This is a genomic window from Paenibacillus sp. FSL L8-0638 (genome assembly GCF_038593075.1).
Classification (GTDB): domain Bacteria; phylum Bacillota; class Bacilli; order Paenibacillales; family Paenibacillaceae; genus Paenibacillus; species Paenibacillus polymyxa_D.
Genome location: NZ_CP151960.1, coordinates 1,014,937 through 1,033,093, shown reverse-complemented (window position 1 = coordinate 1,033,093; position 18,157 = coordinate 1,014,937). Strand labels below are relative to the sequence as shown.

The following is an 18,157-nucleotide window of genomic DNA, read 5'->3' as shown; positions in this document are numbered from 1 at the left end:
AGTGTTAATGAAGAGATTCATAAACCATTTACCGCTTGTCGATCCGGCGGGATATGGTGCTTCCGGTGAACTGGATCGTTTGTACGAAAATAATCATGACGACGATGGTGAACGCCATCAAGCCTGTTTCAAAACGCTGGTAACCGTAGCGGATGGCAAAATCGCCTACCCCGCCGCCACCCACAATGCCCATCACCGTGGAGTAGGAGATGAAGCTAATGGTGGACGTGGTCAAACCCAGTACAAGCCCAGAACGAGCTTCCACGTACAGAAATTTGAAGATAAGCTGAAGAGTGGATGCCCCCATAGAAGTAGCGGCTTCAATTACACCCTTCGGCACCTCAAGCAATGATTGCTCCACCAGCCTCGAATAATAGGCGATGGCCACCACTGACAAGGGAACCGTAGCAGCCATCGTACCCAGCGCCGTCCCTACGACCAGACGTGTAAATGGAATCATAAACACGACGAGCAGCAAAAACGGGAACGAGCGGATGACATTGACCACACTGTTCAATAGGGTGAACAGCAGTCGATTTTCATATTTTTGCCCTTTGCCGCACAAATACAAAATCGTTCCTGCCGGAAGCCCTAACAGTACAGCTGCTGCGATGGAAATCCCTACCATGACAAACGTCTCTCCGATGGCTTTCCATATCTCAGACTGATATTGCGCAATGATGTTCAGCATTTCATTCATCAGCTTCACCTGCTTTCGCTGTTGAACCTACCGCAGCGTCAGCTACACGTTGCGTGGAAAGCAGCTGTCCATCCCGCATTTCTGATACATGGGTACAAATGTTGCGTACCACGTCCATATCGTGCGTTACAATTACAATGGTAACTCCCAGTTCACGGTTGATCTCCCGTAACACGCCCAGAATATCCGCGGTCGTCTGCGGATCAAGCGCCGAGGTCGGCTCATCACACAGCAGCACCGCAGGTCGATTCGCCAGCGCTCTGGCTATCGCTACACGTTGCTTTTGGCCTCCGCTCAATTGTGCCGGATACTGTTCTGCTTTATCAGCTAAACCGACGAATTGCAGGCATTCGCGCACACGTTCTGCTCTCTCTTTTTTCGCGACACCTGCCAGCTCCAACGGCATTGCTACATTTCCACTGACCGTCCGATTGTGAACAAGATGATAATGCTGAAAAATCATCCCTATGGATCGCCGCGCTTCACGGAGACGTTTTTCCGGCATGCGAGTCAGATCTTCCCCGTTCACAACCACGTTTCCCTCATCCGGCCTTTCCAATACATTCATCAACCGGAGCAAGGTAGACTTACCGGCACCGCTGGCACCTATAATACCGTGGATTTCCCCCTCCTCCACTTGAAGGGACACGGATTGAACCGCATGAAATTGGCCGCTTGAGGTGGTATAATGCTTGCTTACCTGATGCAGCGTAATCATGAAACCTGGCCTCCTGATGATCCATTTCTCAGGGAAAATGTAATAAGCCCGCCAGCCCAGGCGGGTCTGTACGAGCCGTCAATTCCCATTGCATTAATATACCACAGAGCAGAAAACGGGCAAAGCCTTTTGACAACAATTAACGTACATCCCACACCCCTACATAAGGAAAGCAAATCCCAAGTCCCCAAGCCAGCGTAAGCATGACGACAAAATAGAATATGAATACAATATCTATAGCCGAATAGCCGATCGCATAATAATACGTTCGCTTGGTTTCATTGGTAAAACCCTTGGCTTCCATAGCAATAGCAATGCGCTGGGCACGCCGAATACTTTGAGCGAGTAGCGGAATCGCATACCTGCGAAGCGTGGCATACATATTCCATTTGGACACATGCTGATGTAAACCTCGAATACGGTGGGCTTGTCTCAATGCCTGGAATTCCTCCACCATCATAGGCATCAACCGCATGGCTGCCAAAAAGCTGTATGCATACTTCGGAGGGAGCTTCCATTGCTGCATCAGTGAATAAAAAAGGTCCACTGGACGAGTCGTTAAACCAAACAACAAACCTACCGCAGCCATACTCAGCGCACGAAAGCCCAGATGCATGCCTCGGTAAAAGCTTTCCTGCGTCACATGGATCAAGCCCCATGTCCACCAGGTCGTCACCCCTTTGCCGAACATCATCATGCCCGTTGAAGTTGAAATAAACACCAATATAAAGGGAGACCCGTATAGCAGCAGCCTCTTCCATGGATGGCCTGACCAGACAAGCAGCAACAGCATAGCACACGCAACATTAAACATGACATTCGGATCATGAATGACTATAACGACCACAAACAGGATGGAAAACATCACGAGCTTTAGGCCCGGATTCACGCGATGCAGCCATGTTTTATGATGGGGAAAGGACAGGTTCATACTGTAGTTCCCCTTTCTGAATCCGCCATGTATCGGTACAATATCGACGGACAATTTCCGGGTCATGGGTGACCATCACAATGGCCGTGCCCGCCGCTCTCAGCTGCTCCAACATATCCAGCATGACAAAGGTATTACGCGCATCCTGCCCAAAGGTCGGTTCATCGAGCAGCAGCACTTCCGGCTCACGAATCATAGCCGTAGCAATACTCAACCGCCTTTTTTGGCCTAACGAAAGCTGATACGGATGACGCTCGTCCAGCCGCTCCAGTCCGAACTGTACGAGCATCCGATCGACCCGTTCCCGGCACTGTTCAACGGTATACAAGCTCTTGGGTAACGAATACTCTAGTTCCTTTCGTACGGTATGCGATACAAATTGCAGCTCGGGATTTTGAAACGCGAACCCGATACGCTCTGCCAGTTGTTCTGTACTGCCTGCCTCAATTCCGCGCACGCTATAACGTCCCTGTGTGCGAAGTAAGCGCATCATGGAGAGCAGCAGCGAGCTTTTGCCAGCCCCGTTTTCACCAACCACGCCAATCCAGTCGCCAGGCTTCACCTGCGCATGCTCCACATAAATCACTGAACTTAAACCGCGGAGGCCGCTAAAATGTTCCAGCTCCAGCACATCAGTCCCCGTACCATTCTGCTGTGTCACTGCTTCACTCCAACGTGGCGAAGACGATTCATTCCATACTCCCGGATGCCACACGCCGTACTCGGACAATGCCTGCCGGTGCACATGAAATACTTCTTCGGCCCTTCCATCCGCAATGATCTCCCCTTGAGCAGAAAGCACCACAATCCGATCCACATCATGGACAATTTCATTAATTTTATGTTCCACGATCACCAGTGTCTGGTCTGCCGAAATGTTGCGAATGGTATCCCACACCTGTGTAGTGCCTTCCTCGTCCAACAAAGCCGTGGGCTCATCCAGAAAAAGCACTTCTGGCTCCATAGCCAGCACAGACGCAATCGCCAGCCGCTGCTTCATTCCCTGTGACATACTGCCAATGGGCATATGTATATCATCCGTCGATAGACCAACCTGTATCAGTAGCTCGCGAATACGGGATCGCATCTGCTCCCGGGGAACCTGATTATTTTCCAACACAAAAGCCAGTTCCTCATCTGCATATGACATACAGAACTGCGTATCAGGATCTTGAAATACAATACCTGAGACACTTGGGATTACAGCAGCATCGCATTTCATAGGCACTTCTATCGTGCGTGGAATCAGACCGCTTAACACTTGGAGCAGTGTTGATTTACCGCATCCACTCGGTCCCAGTAGCAGCAGCTTTTCCCCCTTGCGGACAGACAAAGACATATTGTGAAAAAGCAGCTCTTGCTCACCGGGGAATTTCAACCGTAGCCGGGTGATCGAAGCCACCACATCTTCGGTTGCCCGGCTCATCAATCCAGCCCCTTATAATCTTGTTCCGTTGCAGGCCTCAAACTTCGCGTGACTCCGGTTACCTCCAATGCCTTAGCCAGATAGAACGCGAATACCCCGGCAATCACAATACTGCCAATCATCCGAAATCCAATATACAAAACATAGTTCCAAGTCGATAGCTGATCAATATACCCGTAGCTGAAGTCTAAAATCAGAGAAGTGACAGCCGCCCCAGCCGCAGCTAGCGAAGCAACCCACAGGTTTGCGTTCCGATACAGAAAAGCCGCAAAAAACAGCTCCGCTCCCAAGCCTTGCAGCAGGCCATAGTACAAAGTGGACATGCCCCATTCGCTTCCCAAAAAAGCACTGACCGTTGCCGCTGCCACCTCTGCCAAAATTGCAACACCCGGCTTGCGAATGATGAGATAAGCAAACGTGCCTGCCATAAACCACATGCCATACATCAGTTGCTCGGCGTGTAGCCCAAATGGTTTCATCAAATCATAGGCAGGCCCCCATATTTTATAGACCAAACCGAACACAACAGATATCACAATCGTGACCAAAATATCAGTCAGCTTCAACCCTTTGGACGCTCTTACAGTAGTATTCATTATTGCGTGCTCCCCTTTTCCTTATAGTTGGCCTCTTGGCCATAAAAAAAAGCTTGTCTGGAGCTGAATCTCCAGGCAAGCTTTATGCGCAGTAAAAGGTGAAGCACCATACAAAACGTCATTTGTCGATATGCCTTGATGCCTTATATAACCAGTAGTGTAAGCTACTACACTGATATTAAGCCAAGTCAGGGTCAAGGTAAAATGCTAGGACATGCATTGAATCTATCGACAACCGCAAAACAAGCGGCATTCTTGTATAGTGTTCTTGGTTTCTCTACGCTGGCATTACCCAGATCAGATTTTACGGTCAGTGGCAAGGGCCACCCTCTCAGCCTGACTTTCTCAAGCTCCCGACAATGCTTTTTTAATTCACTATAATATATACCACATTTTTGGCTTTGACAATCCTATAATCCGAAGAAACGCTTAGCCGTTTCCGTCGTCGCAATTTCGATCTCCATCATGCTACGGCCTGTGCACTCGGCAATCGTAGCGGCGATGTGAGCGAGATACATCGGCTCATTACGCCCTTCTTTGGGCTTCACGGGCAGATTACGCGGGGTCAGAAATGGAGCATCCGTTTCAATCATCAACCGGTCTAGCGGAATATCCCTAACCAGCTCACGCAGATGTTTGCCACGCCGTTCGTCGCAAATCCAGCCGGTGATCCCGATATACAGTCCCATTTCTACATACGTATGCAGTTCCTGTTCCGTGCCGGTAAAACAATGCACTACCACTTTATCGACAAGCCCTTGATACTCCCGCAGCATAGCGGCAAAGTCCTCATGTGCATCTCGTTCATGCAGAAATAACGGCATTTTCAGCTCACCCGCCAGTTGGATTTGCTCGCCAAACCATCGGCGCTGCACATCACGTGGCGAAAAATCACGGTTATAGTCCAATCCGCATTCCCCTATGGATACGACCTGCGGCTGACCCGCCAACTGGCGGAGCTGCTGAATCGTGTCTGCACTGCAGTCTTTGGCATCATGGGGATGCACGCCAGCTGTCGCATACAGCTTGCCCGGATAACGCGCTGCATACTGAGAAGCTTCCCGACTGCTGCGGACACTGGTCCCGGTAATAATCAGCGGTGAAATCCCTACAGCCGCGGCTCTCTCTACCACCTGTTCCCGATCTGCATGAAACGAACGATGCATCAAGTTCACACCAATATCAATTAACGGTGTACCCCTTTCCATCTCAATCCCTCCCTCGCAAACTACAATCTTGGATCAATCGGCTCTGATTCCAGAGATAGTGCGGCAAGGACGCATTCATGAATACGATCTACCGTATCCTTGCGGACAAAACGTTCCACGCCTTCCATACCAAGCGCTCCTTCCATCAGGGCATGACGCTCCTTTTTGTTCGTTCGACGCTGCTTCAGACGCTTTAAATTCTCAGGGGCAAGATAATCCATACCGTAAATGATGTGCAAATACTTCCGGCCTCTCACCTTGATTGCAGGCTGAATCATCTTGTCCCGATTTTTCATCAAAAAGCGTTCCGGCTTGATCACAATCCCCTCATGACCATCCTCTGTCATCTCGTTCCACCAACGAATGACCTCTTCCTCACTTGCTTCGTCCGTGATCACGCGATACTCTGTCTCCATAAACAGGGAAGACAGCCCAGCCAGCTCCCGGTTTTGCTCCATATGCCAAATATGAGAATGGTCGAAAAAAGTCTTTCCGCTGTGTGCCAGCGTATGAAACGGTGCGATACGAATTTCATCCAGACCGTCCACATCCCAGCAATATTTTTGAAAAGCCTCTTGAAACGTCACGGCATTCGCGTACTTCTGTTCCATTTCCTCCAACCAGTCTCCAACCTCTCGGCCCGCAACCTTCGCCTGCTTCAGCTTGTCTATCAGCTTACTGCGATCCAGCAGAGCTGCCTCCCCCACATGGGCATACTGTGCAGCAATCAGTTCCCGAGCCTTGAGATTCCACGGTACAATTTCCGCATCCAGCAACACAAAATCCGTCTGGTTCCGTTCAAAATATCCAGCCGTCTGTAGATCCACATTCAGCTTTTCCAGCACTTGCTTCCCAAGGCTTTGTTCAAAGAAAGCTCTCCCGCTCCGACTGTAGATCGTGCCCAATGTCGGGTAGCCTACATACTCGACAGCGGCCTGTTCGTTTTTGAATAATAGCAAAATAGCCCGGCTACCCATATGCTTTTTCTCCGCTACCATCGTTTGTACACCTTGCCCGCGATAATAAGCCAGCGCCTCACGCGGATGCTCCAGATATCCTTCCTCTGCAGAAACCGTGGGAGCAGGACTCATCGTCGGCGGAATGTACACCAGTTCCTCCATCGGTACTGTCACATGTGACACGGTATCTATAGCGGTTTTGACCGATTCTCCTTGAACGCGCACTTCGCCATACGATTCCGTCAGTACACTGTAACCAGCGATGAGCTTGCGTAAATTCGGCGGGGAAAACCGTTTTCTCTGCCACCGGACAAGTGGACTATCGGGATCATTCGCATAATTCTCATGTGCCGAAACGCTGACAAATTCCTTTTCTGGATAACGATAAGCGGTCAGCATACCGCCAAATACCACACCCTGATCAATATTCACCGTCTGGTTCACAAGGGTAGGCTGCGGTCTCGGATCATGTCCCCATACTACTATTTCTCCCGATTCATGGTCTACGAACCAATCCTTGCGGATCGGTTTTCCGTCTGCATCCTGACCTTCCGTATCTCCATAACGACAGTAATCAGAAATACGTGCCGACTGTTTGCCGATAAAATGATCCTTAATCCCGGCATGAGCCACGACCACGTGTCGCAATCCATTCCTGCCAAAAATAAGATGTGAGGGTGCATGTAGCAGAAAATCCCTTAACTCGCTTCTAAGCTGTTCCGCCGCTGCCTTGCCCGCTTTTTGTTCATACTGGGCCAGTTCCTCTGCAAATCGTTCATCCCCATAACTGAGAGTCACCTTTCTCCCATCAAGGTAACGGCCGATTTTCCAGCCATGATTGCTGTCAATCATATACGCTAGTCCGGCATCCACGTGCTTTTTCCAGAACTGCACCGCTTGTAACGATTCTGGGCCACGGCTCATCACATCCCCGACAGATACCAGTCTTCTGCCATCTGGATGATAGTATAGTCCTTCCGTATCTTCCGTATATCCTAGCCGCTCTATCACTTCCAGCATCTCACGGTAGCACCCATGGATATCACCAATGATGTCAATACCTGAGCCAATCTCATGAAACAGTGGCTGCGCACGGCGAACAAAGTTCATTTCTTCTACATTCTTAAGGATGTAGCAAGCGTTAAAGCCTTCCTCACGGATACCACGCAGGTTCCGCTTTAACAGCTGTGCCTGCTGCTTGACCCGTTGGCGGCCACGCGGATGCTCCCTGCCTAAATCCCGTTCCAGCAGCACAGCCTCGGGTACATCCAGTACCAAGGCCATCACAGGAACATGCGCCTTGGCTGCCAGCTGTACATATTTTTGACGGTCCTCAGCATACAAATGGGTGGCATCCACAACCGTCAGTTTATTCAAGCGACAGCGCATAGCCAAAATCGTATCCATCGCCTCAAATGCCTTGGCTGATATCTGCTGATACTCATAGAACAGTACGTCCGATTCCAGCCTTGGAAGTCCAGTCCAGTCTATAAATTCCGTATCTCCGACCAGCTTGCGAAAATGATCCGAGGATACCACTTCTGTCTCCAGTAGAATCCCTTCGCTCACCAGCCTGTCCAATAATGTGGTTTTGCCACTGTTGGAGGCCCCCACCAACACAACCAGTCCAGCATGCGGTAAATGAATCGTACGTTTGGATGAATTGCTCATGTTTCCTTCTGCTCCTTTCTGCGCGTAAATATAGCCATTTGGGTCGGTTGTCCAAAGCCTTCGGCCTCTTCTCCGATCCCCTTCAGCGCTACCGAATAAGGAGCTTCCGCAATCCACTGCTCACATCGTTCCTGAAACTCGCTTCTACTCCATTCAAAACGGTGATCGCCATGCCGCAGCTCTTGCTGATTCATACGATACACTTCATTATATTCACGATTGGGAGTCGTCACGATCAGCACGCCCGGCTGATACTCCGTCACAATCGTCTTCATCACCCGGTTCAGACGATGCTCATCCACGTGCTCAATGACCTCACATAGAATCATCACATCTTTGCCCCGCAATTGTTCATCATAATAAAAGAGAGAGCCCAGCATGGGTGTAGGGCTAATCGCGTCGGCATGCCTTTCCAGCTTGGCAAAACGCTCCACGGCTCTCACCTGTGCATACGCAGACGGCTCCACCGCCCAAATCTCTTCAACGCCCGTCATTCGAGCCAGCCGAGCCGAAAGCTTCCCTTCCCCTGAACCAAAATCTACGATTTTCTGTCTGTGAGGCAGCTTGCGAATTACGTCCATAATGGCTTGATATCGCAGCTCATTTAGCCGTACTGTAGGCTGTTGCTTCCCTTCTTCCTGTGGCTGTTCTGGCTGTTGAATCTGTTCGTGCTTATCCTTTTGAGCTTGGACAGTATCCTTTTCAATATGTTTTTTTGTGCCTGTTGTTTTAGCAGAATCAGATTGCTCAAATTGCTCAATCAGATTGGTAAAACGAAGCGTGCGTCGAATGATAAGCTCGCGTAGTGGATGCTCTGGCAGCCAGCCCTCACCGTAACGTCTCAGCTTGTCAAACTCTTCTTCACTAATGTAGTAGTGCTTATAATTATCCAGCACCGGAATCAACAGTAATAACTGACGCAACGCATACTGCACCGTCTGATGACCACTTAACGTGACATATCTGACGGTGCTTCGATTTTTCAGCTGAAAAGAATAGTCCGCTTCACCTCGTTCAATAGCCACTTGATAGCCCAGCGGAGCAAATAGTCCCTCCACCACAGCATCCGGCAAATCCGAAGCAACGGGCCCAAACGATAACTCCAGCGCAAAAGGGTGCGTCACCCATCCTGCATAGTCTTCCTTGGGTTTGCCGTTCAGGGCCGTGCCAAGCGAGCCACGAATATAGGTGCAAAATAAGCTGCTGGTTACAAACTCCCGGTCATTAATATATTGTGTAATATCATAGCTGTCTGGACTGTTTTTGACCAAATCAATCGAATCTGGCGAAGCCTGAATGACGATCTCAGCCTCTTCCTCGGTAAAAACGGTGTACACCATGCGTACACGTGCGCCTTTTTCTGTGCGATCATACGTATTGTAAGGATTCTTAGCAAGCAAATGCGAAATCATCCCTGCATGGGTTCCGGTTGCTTTTAGCGTGATGTGCATACTCCACTTCTCCTTCCCAGTCTTATGCTTTCCATACTTCATTCACCGCAGCGCGGAACAAATCATCCAACTGCTGATCACGTCCACTCTCCATATGCTGAAGCAAGGGCGCCTTCTGTTCAAAATAAGCAATTTGCTGCTGTATAAAATCATTCACCACCGAAAGCCGTGGCTCCATATCCAGTTCCTCACCCGCTTTTTTACGTTGCAGCAAATGCCCGATCACCTGATAAAGTTCTGTATCGGCCGGAATTAATTCCTCTAGCAAGTCTACGAATTCCATCGGAGGCATGCTGTTGTAACGTTCAATCCAGCCACAGGCCAGCAGTGGGCGCAGCACGTAAAAATATTTTTTAATCTTCACCTGTTCACCTTGCAAATAATCCCGATAGTTTCCACGCGCCATATTCAGATAATGGTACATACAGGACTTCGGAGAGAAGGTTAACGGCGATATCGCACGAATCTGGTCAGCTACTGAATACTGCTCCAAATAGGGAATCGGAGATTGCAGCCATTCCAGCAAAGGCGGATTAGACTTGCGAAACAAATGGAGTGCCTTTTTCAAATCCCAGCCGTTTATATCCAGTAAATCGCTGATTGGCCGTTCAATCACATCCCGCTTATCGAAAATAGATAAATACCATTCTATGGGTCTTATATAAATAAATCGTACATCATAGTCACTGTCCTGTGAAGGAAACCCCCATGCCCGACTGCCTGATTCACAGGCGTATACAATGCGCACCTGCTCCTCCTGCTCCAAAGCGCGCAGCTCACGCAAAATCGTTTCGCGCATTTCCGGTTGAATCAAACCCTGCCCATGCTTCACATCTGTCATGTTGTTCCCTCCCTTATCATTAAAGTATTTCCCAAATCTGTTCTCTAATCGACTCCTCCGTTTCAGCTACCGATAAGCGGCGAAGGCGCTCTGTCGTCTCCTCTCCCCACATCTCAGAAGGCCATACCTCGAGTACATGAAGCGCTGCACGGCGATTGGAGGTCAACGGACTCCAAAGTCCGGCAGCAACTAGCTCTTGTCCCATTCCTTCGTAAGAAGCCAATAGTTGCAACAGCATACCCAGACATTGATGCGCTTCATACTCCGGTCCAAAGCCCGGCACATCAGCAGGACCGGAAGCAATCTCTCCCAGAGGCAAGTGCTTTTCTGCAAAAGCCATCAGCTTACGAGCCCGCTGTTCATCCTCTGTCTTGATGAGTTCAAAGTATAGATTAGGCTTGACTGGGTATTTGCTTAATTGATCAAATAGCACAGGCCATACATCTAGTGCTAGCATTCTAGCTACGCGAATGGCACAGTGGAGATGCGGTGAATCTGCATGCTGCAGTTCCTGCTCTACCAGCTTCACCCACTGCGGATCGTTCATCATCTGCTGGCAAATCGACGCATAACGTTTACGCAATTCCTGCGTCCATTCATACTCATAACGTGCCTCCCATGAATCGTCCTCTTCACCCAGAAAATCTGCAATATCCATGATGATCGTAAAATGCTGCACAGTCGTACACATAGCCTTAGCATGACGAAGGTAGTTGCCTATGACCAAAGCGGCATGCTCATAATCGTCTATACTTTCCGCAGGTCCGCCTGCTGCCAGCAAAGCCGACAGAATATCGCCTGCCCCGTCAAACAACTCCTGATCAATGTGCGGTACAGCCATGGCTGTATGCAGCTCGCCTTTATGAGCGCACTCATAAGCAAGATACTCATACATGACATTGTTGCGGAATCCTTCCCGTAATAACCAGTCACGTATTTCCTGCCGCGCAGGCTCCAGCCGTTCTACGACGTGAATACGTCCCCAACCATGTACCTGTGAGGCTAACCTATACAACTGCTCATTGGCTTGCTCCGAAATATTACGGATTGCCACAGCCGCATATAGCGTGAATTCATCATGCTTGGCTAGCGTTAAAATAAGCTCGTGATGCTGCTCTGTCTCCAGCAATCCGAGCAGCGCAATACCGACCTTCACCACATTGCGATGTGCTCCATGTTCAGCCAGCCAACGCGCTTCCTCATACAATCGATCCGGCTGAATTGCTGGATGCTCGCGCACCGCATCTAGCAGCGGATCAATCAGGCTGAGTGCATTTTCCTCCATTAAGCGTACATACGTCTCACGTCTTGTCTTCATCCCTGGCTTGCGGCATTGTCTGGACAACAACTGCGCCAGATCCTTAATTTTGTCAGTCTCTCCATCTCCGCCAGCGCCATGATGCCCAAATGCTCCATCCAATCCTCCTGCCACCCAACGCATCGTGTGCCCTGCCCAGTATTCTTCATCATCCGGTAAATGATCATCAGTAAGCCTGCCCTGAGTATCCATTCCCTGTATAATCGTTTCATAAATCGAAAGCTTGCCTACCCATGGATATAACATTTCATTTTTGCGTCGTCCAAACATGTTGCATCACCCTTCTGTTATGTATTGCTTCTTATTTCATCGTGCTATCTTATACTTCTATGATGCTTTATTTTGGAAGTCGTGAACATGGTGAAAGTATTACAAAGATGAATAATTTCCCTTTTTCCTGCATCCCTTCCCTGTTAGAATAAAGGGATACTTGCTTTCGGAGAACGGCAACAGAAACGGGGAATGCATCATGGCGAGAGAGAGTTTTGATAAAGAAATTCAATTCCTGCGTATGCTCACATTAACAAGCGGCGCCTATAATCGGCAGCAATTTGCAGATAGACTGGGCATTTCGGTACATACCTTTGATAAAACAATCCGGCGCCTCAAGGAGATTGTCCAATCCGTACAACAGCAGTTGCCTGCGGAACAGGGACATGATTTTAATGAGATGCTGCGCTTTAATTATTACGAATCGGCTGATCCATTACTACTATTCTTGTTTCGGGCCAAATCGCTCAAGGAATCGGAAAGCGTCCGCTTATCCCTTCTGCTGACAGCGCTACAGTCACAGCCTTTGACCACTATGGAATTGCTGGATGCTTGCTGCAACGGGCTGCCTTCCGACAGTTCGCTGCCGGATGAGAAAACGATTCGTTCCGATCTGAAATATCTGGTCGAAGTCGGCGTGGTTCGTAAAGAGTCCGGCGGCAGACCTTACCGCTATGCTGTCCGCAACGATCTGGTGACAGAACTGACGGACGAGGAATTACTGGACCTATATGATTTTGTAGACATTATGGCCAACACCCAGCTCCCCTCTGTACAGGGATATCTGTTGCGAGATCATCTTAAAAAAGCCATGCGCCGTCAGCTCGGAGATCGGGAGATGGCCGAACCTTTTTTATATAAATACCACTATTATTCACGCATTCTGGACGAAGCCCATATTCATCCGCTTCTACACGCCATTCGGCAACGCCGCTGTGTAACTTTTTTATACTTTTCGACATCCAAACGAAGCATGTACGGGTCACAAAACACAAACCCGCTGTTTGAAAAAGAGACCGACGGCCGTGAACACACCATTCTGCCCCTGCAAGTCATCTATGATCATCAATATGGACGTTGGTATGTTCTGGGTCATGTAGGCGGCAAAGGAATCATGAAGTTTCGTATGGAGGGCATGACTCAATTGGTGGAGGGCAAGCCTGTCCCAGAGCAGTTTCATGCCGACCTGTTAGCCGTATTGGAAGAAAAAATGCGGTACAGCTGGCTTGTTGATACGGGCCGTCCTGTAAAGGTACGGGTACGCTTTTTTAATCCTGAGGGCGCGAAGCGCAACTTTATTCGGGAACGTGTGCTGTTACAGGGACAATGGGGTACGATTGCGGAGGAAGAAAGTGAATCCTTTATCTATGAAATCACAGTGAATGGAATCACCGAGATTAAACCGTGGATTCGCAGCTTCGGATCAAGCTGTGAGGTATTGGAGCCTCAGCGGCTGCGTAAGGAATTCAGACAGGAATGGAAGGAGCTGCAAGCCTATTATGAGCCTGTTCGAGAAAATATTTAACTACCAGATCGTCTCTCGGCTGGATGAATCGGGCGCTTTTGCTACCACATCGCAGGAAAGGGTCTGGCTTAAGTCCATGCTTGCAGACTCGGCAGCAACAGAGGCTTTCACCCCGTTTACGCTTAATAAGCTTCGGCAGATGCTCGCAGACGACGAGCCGCTGGAGGCTGATGGAAGTTTGCGGGAAAAAGCAGGTATCCCTGCTGTCTCGGTATACCATCCACTGTTGCGTGAATTGCGTCCCCTTTTGCGGTCCCGTTCAGGCATCTGTATGACCTACAAACTGCGCAACGGGCGCATGCATGAGCGAATGTCCGGTTTTCCATATAAGCTGGAGTTCTCCATGGTCAAAAAAGAATGGAGCCTGCTGTGGTATAACCGCAGACACCGCGCACTCATGTCTACCAAGCTGTCTAATATCGTGAACATCACGGAAGATGAGCTTCTACCCGAAGAGGCCGAAAAATTCATCCAACGTATACTCGGTATACTGGAGTCGCGCAAGGAACAGGGCATCATCGAAATTGTTCCTGTATATAACGGTGAAATGTCTCGTATTTTATATGCTTTTTCCTGCTTTGAAAAAGAGGTCGAATATGTTCAGGAAGCAGATACCTATCGTATTACACTCACTTTCCAGGCAGACGAATGTGAATATGTGTTATCCAAAATCCGTTTCCTGGGCAAACGTGTCAAGGTCGTCCAAGGCTCCCGGCTGATCTCACGAATGAAGGAAACAACGGCCAAGGCCCTCGCACGATACGAAAAGGAATAGCTGCTAAGACAATATGAGACGCATCCATGTAAATAGCCCCTCCCTCCGTCTGTTAATGAGACGAGGGAAAGGGCTTTTAAACGAGTTATGGCAAGGCTTGTCCGCGCGCACTGACGTACAATTCATACCATTCCTCACGGGTCATCAGCTCGCTCTGGCGTTCCGCATCCTGACATGCTTTGATTCGTTCAGGATTGGCGCTGCCAATGACAGGCTGAATCCGTGCTGGATGCTTCATAAGCCAGCCAAGAACGATCGCTTCACGTGTCGTTTCCTTTTCAGAAGCCAGCTTCTGCACCAGCTCTGCCGTCTTAACGACATGCTCAGGCGCCCCTTCCAAAGAACCTCCGCTAAAACGTCCCTGCGCCAGCGGTCCCCAGGCTTGGAGCTGAATATCCTCGGTTTGGCAATATTCTAGCAACCCTTCGCCAAAATGTACATTCGTCCCCGCCTGCTGGTTCACATGTACGGTCTGATCTACAAAATGCAGATGGGCCAGGCTCATCTCCAGTTGATTAGCGATCAGCGGCTCCGTCAGGCTCCGCTCCAGAAAACGAATTTGGCTTACATTCATATTAGAAACGCCAAAATGCCGTACTTTGCCAGATGTCTTAAGCTCGCTGAACGCCTTCGCTACTTCTTCCGGCTCTACCAGCGGATCGGGGCGATGCAGCAGCAAGATGTCCAAATATTCCGTACCCAGACGTTTCAGGATCCCATCCACGGACTCCATAATATGAGCATATGAGAAATCAAAACGGCCCGGGAGCGTACCATCTGGCAGAAAAATACCACATTTGGACTGAATTACGATTTGTTCACGCAAGCCCGGCTGTCCCTTTAAGATCTGACCGAAAATTTCTTCCGCTTTCCCCATACGATAGATATCCGCATGATCGAACATCGTAATCCCAATGGATCGTGCAGCTTCTACAGCTCTCTCCGCTTCAACGACATGCTCCTGCGTAAACGGTGCATGGCTCCATTCTCCACCAAAAGGCATACAACCGAGCGCCAGCCGACTATCGGAGATTCCACGTTTCTGTAAAGGCATAATCTTCATGCTGCTCCTCCTTCAACTCTCAAAATATTCCCTGCTTTATCCACATATGAATAGTTCGTGGAACCGCTATCACACACCTATTTTACCACTTACTTACGGTCGTGTATCACTTTGGTCCCAATCCACATCTTTTTATCCGAATATCCCCATGCTCAGATATCGCTCTCCGGTATCCGGGGCAATGCAAAGTACCCGTTTGCCTGCTCCCAAACGCTGAGCTTCCTGAATCGCCGTCCATATCGTAGCTCCGCTAGAGGGGCCCACCAGAATCCCTTCCTGAGCAGCAATCGCCCGTGTCGTAGCAATCGCATCCTCATCCGAAACCTGCACAATTTCGTCATACACTTCCGTATTCAGCACGGTGGGAACAAAGCCTGGACTGGTGCCAACCAGCTTATGTGGACCGGGTTTTCCCCCAGATAGTACTGGTGAGCCCTTCGGCTCAACTACAACAATCCGCAGATTTGGCAAATGCTGACGCAGCACTTCACCCGTTCCCGTAATGGTACCACCCGTTCCCGAAGAAGCGACGAACACATCCAGCTTCCCATCCGTCTGTTCCAAAATTTCAAGTGCTGTGGTCGTACGGTGAATATCGGGGTTTGCCTCATTTTCAAATTGATGCGGGATAAAGCTCCCTTCAATTTCAGCCCCCAGTTCAAGTGCCTTGCGAATTGCTCCTGGCATCCGTTCTTCCGCTGGTGTCAGTACGACCTCAGCCCCGTAGGCTTTTAAAATATTGATCCGTTCCTTTGTCATATTCGAGGGCATTACCAAAATTGCACGGTAACCTCGGGCTGCCGCATTCATCGCAAGGCCAATTCCCGTGTTGCCACTCGTCGGTTCAATAATGGTGCCTCCTGGCTTTAGATGTCCTGCCTTTTCCGCTTCGGCAATCAGGTTGCCCGCCGCCCGGTCTTTAACACTGCCGCTTGGATTAAAATACTCCAGCTTCACATACACTTCCGCATCCTGCGGCCCTGTGAGCCGTTGGAGCCTTACACAAGGTGTATCTCCTATTAAATCTGTAATACTATATACCACTTTAGGTGCCATCATTGTATCCTCCTTGGATCGTTCCTTACAGCGTTATTTACGATCTTCATATCATACTACCAAAATAACACACTTGGCTCCTTCCTACCTGTTGCTTTTGTAAATTACATAAAACTTATCAACTTAGTATGTAAAATTCTTGCAAAATGGGTCGCCAGATATCACCTGTAGTGATATACTCGCATTACTATTTTTTCAGGAGGATACAAGACACTTATGAGTAATCAAGAAAATATGACAGCAAACCGCTTCCCTCCCTCCTTGCTATGGTTGACCCTTGGTGCCTTCGCCATTGGCATGACCGAATTCGTCATTATGGGACTACTGCCCAATGTAGCCCATGATCTTCATGTTACAATTCCGCAAGCCGGGCAGTTAATTACCAGTTACGCACTTGGTGTGGCTATTGGTGCACCTGTGCTTACCGTATTAACTCATAAGGTTCCGCAGAAAAAGCTGCTATGCCTACTAATGACCATATTCATTTTAGGTAATCTTTTTTCCGTCATTGCTCCCAATTACGAACTTCTGATTGCTGCCCGTATGGCTACTGCATTATCGCACGGAACCTTTTTGGGAGCCGGTTCCCTGATCGCTGCCCGACTGGTTCGTCCTGACAAACGCGCGGGTGCTATTTCCATGGTGCTGACCGGTTTGACCGTGGCGAACATTATAGGCGTACCCTTTGGTACCTTTATCGGACAACAACTCGGCTGGCGTGCTTCCTTTGGAGCCATTGTGGTCATCGGCTTGATTTCTCTGTTTGGTATCATTCGTTATATTCCGGTGATTCATCAGGACAAGCCTTCCAGTCTCAAACAAGAAGTCCGAAGCCTGTTTAATCCAAAAGTGCTGCTGATGCTGCTCACAGGTGCAGTCGGCTGTGGTAGCCTGTTCACTGTCTTTACGTACATTACGCCTTTGCTTACGGACATTAGCGGCTTTGCCGAACACAGCATTACCTGGATTCTAGTCCTTTTCGGCCTAGGCGTCACAATTGGGAACATCGTTGGCGGCAAGCTCGCAGATTGGAAGCTGCTTCCCTCCTTGATTGCAAACTATGCTGTACTGGCCATTATTCTGGCCATTCTGACGTTTACGCTTCAAAACAAGGTACTGGCGGTTATTACAGTCTTTATCTGGGGCATTGCTGCGTTCGGCATCATGCCGGGTATTCAGGTTCGCATCATGAATCTGGCCTATGAGGCTCCTTTGCTTGCCTCTACCTCCAGCCATTCCGCATTGAATCTGGGCAACGCAGGCGGCGCTTTTATCGGGGGAGTTGTTATTAATCAAATGGGGCTAGCCGCTATTCCATGGGTTGCATCGCTAATTACTGTCGGCGGTCTGCTACTCATGTTAGTTAGCTACATTGTGGATCGCAAGACGGCTCATCCTGAAGCGATAGCGGAGATACAGTCATAGAATCGTTTAGCAAGTTGGACGTAAACGAATGGTTCATTTTTCATAGATTGAAAGATATTGTCCACTCTCTTCTTCCAAATCCCTCATAGTATGACAGTGTAATACCAATTTATGAGGGAAAGAAGTGTGTATAATGAGCCTTTATTTTACTAACAGCACGAGTAACACGATCTATGTTGCCTATGCTTATCCTAATTCCGACTGCCATCCTATTAGTTATGCTA

15 protein-coding genes and 1 riboswitch are annotated in these 18,157 nt (G+C 49.1%); of the genes, 3 read left to right on the top strand and 12 right to left on the bottom strand.

Annotated features, from left to right (window positions below):
* Positions 1-28 precede the first annotated feature (28 nt).
* From MKY35_RS04645 to MKY35_RS04600, 10 genes are all read right to left on the bottom strand, one after another.
* On the bottom strand, positions 29-700 hold the full coding sequence (locus MKY35_RS04645; protein ID WP_342445733.1) for a methionine ABC transporter permease: 672 nt from the start codon (positions 698-700) through the stop codon (positions 29-31).
* Positions 693-1,418 (bottom strand): ATP-binding cassette domain-containing protein, encoded by a 726-nt coding sequence (locus tag MKY35_RS04640; protein WP_322252489.1) that lies wholly within the window; start codon positions 1,416-1,418, stop codon positions 693-695. Before MKY35_RS04640 ends, MKY35_RS04645 begins: the two co-directional genes overlap by 8 nt.
* Positions 1,419-1,557: 139 nt before the next feature.
* Positions 1,558-2,349 (bottom strand): energy-coupling factor transporter transmembrane component T, encoded by a 792-nt coding sequence (locus MKY35_RS04635; protein WP_039272469.1) that lies wholly within the window; start codon positions 2,347-2,349, stop codon positions 1,558-1,560.
* Positions 2,324-3,775 (bottom strand): ABC transporter ATP-binding protein, encoded by a 1,452-nt coding sequence (locus tag MKY35_RS04630; RefSeq protein ID WP_342445732.1) that lies wholly within the window; start codon positions 3,773-3,775, stop codon positions 2,324-2,326. Before MKY35_RS04630 ends, MKY35_RS04635 begins: the two co-directional genes overlap by 26 nt.
* Entirely contained in the window at positions 3,775-4,371 is a 597-nt protein-coding gene (locus MKY35_RS04625) for an ECF transporter S component (protein WP_342445731.1), read from the bottom strand. Before MKY35_RS04625 ends, MKY35_RS04630 begins: the two co-directional genes overlap by 1 nt.
* A 255-nt stretch (positions 4,372-4,626) precedes the next feature.
* A riboswitch (TPP riboswitch) is annotated at positions 4,627-4,738 on the bottom strand.
* 43 nt (positions 4,739-4,781) lie between these two features.
* A complete protein-coding gene (locus MKY35_RS04620) occupies positions 4,782-5,579 on the bottom strand; it encodes a TatD family hydrolase (protein ID WP_342445730.1) in 798 nt (265 codons plus the stop codon).
* A 20-nt stretch (positions 5,580-5,599) separates the two neighbouring features.
* Positions 5,600-8,209 carry a polynucleotide kinase-phosphatase gene (locus MKY35_RS04615; protein WP_342445729.1) on the bottom strand — a complete coding sequence of 870 codons (2,610 nt, stop codon included), beginning with the start codon at positions 8,207-8,209 and terminating at the stop codon, positions 5,600-5,602.
* A complete protein-coding gene (locus MKY35_RS04610) occupies positions 8,206-9,660 on the bottom strand; it encodes a 3' terminal RNA ribose 2'-O-methyltransferase Hen1 (protein WP_342445728.1) in 1,455 nt (484 codons plus the stop codon). The genes MKY35_RS04615 and MKY35_RS04610 overlap by 4 nt, the downstream gene beginning before the upstream one ends.
* 22 nt (positions 9,661-9,682) lie before the next feature.
* Positions 9,683-10,501 carry a nucleotidyltransferase domain-containing protein gene (locus tag MKY35_RS04605; protein ID WP_342445727.1) on the bottom strand — a complete coding sequence of 273 codons (819 nt, stop codon included), beginning with the start codon at positions 10,499-10,501 and terminating at the stop codon, positions 9,683-9,685.
* A 19-nt stretch (positions 10,502-10,520) separates the two neighbouring features.
* A complete protein-coding gene (locus MKY35_RS04600) occupies positions 10,521-12,089 on the bottom strand; it encodes a limonene hydroxylase (RefSeq protein ID WP_342445726.1) in 1,569 nt (522 codons plus the stop codon).
* Positions 12,090-12,288: 199 nt separating this feature from the next.
* Here MKY35_RS04600 and MKY35_RS04595 point away from each other — a divergent pair, with 199 nt between their 5' ends.
* A complete protein-coding gene (locus MKY35_RS04595; protein WP_342445725.1) occupies positions 12,289-13,614 on the top strand; it encodes a WYL domain-containing protein in 1,326 nt (441 codons plus the stop codon).
* Positions 13,589-14,389: a WYL domain-containing protein gene (locus MKY35_RS04590; protein WP_342445724.1), complete on the top strand. Its 801-nt coding sequence runs from the start codon at positions 13,589-13,591 to the stop codon at positions 14,387-14,389. Before MKY35_RS04595 ends, MKY35_RS04590 begins: the two co-directional genes overlap by 26 nt.
* A gap of 85 nt (positions 14,390-14,474) precedes the next feature.
* Here MKY35_RS04590 and MKY35_RS04585 read toward each other — a convergent pair whose 3' ends face one another.
* Positions 14,475-15,452 (bottom strand): aldo/keto reductase, encoded by a 978-nt coding sequence (locus MKY35_RS04585; protein ID WP_342445723.1) that lies wholly within the window; start codon positions 15,450-15,452, stop codon positions 14,475-14,477.
* Positions 15,453-15,584: 132 nt separating this feature from the next.
* The gene (cysK, locus tag MKY35_RS04580) at positions 15,585-16,508 is read right to left on the bottom strand and encodes a cysteine synthase A (protein WP_342446603.1); all 924 of its coding nucleotides are present in this window, start codon (positions 16,506-16,508) and stop codon (positions 15,585-15,587) included.
* A 216-nt stretch (positions 16,509-16,724) separates the two neighbouring features.
* Here cysK and MKY35_RS04575 point away from each other — a divergent pair, with 216 nt between their 5' ends.
* Entirely contained in the window at positions 16,725-17,933 is a 1,209-nt protein-coding gene (locus tag MKY35_RS04575; RefSeq protein WP_342445722.1) for an MFS transporter, read from the top strand.
* Positions 17,934-18,157: the final 224 nt, after the last annotated feature.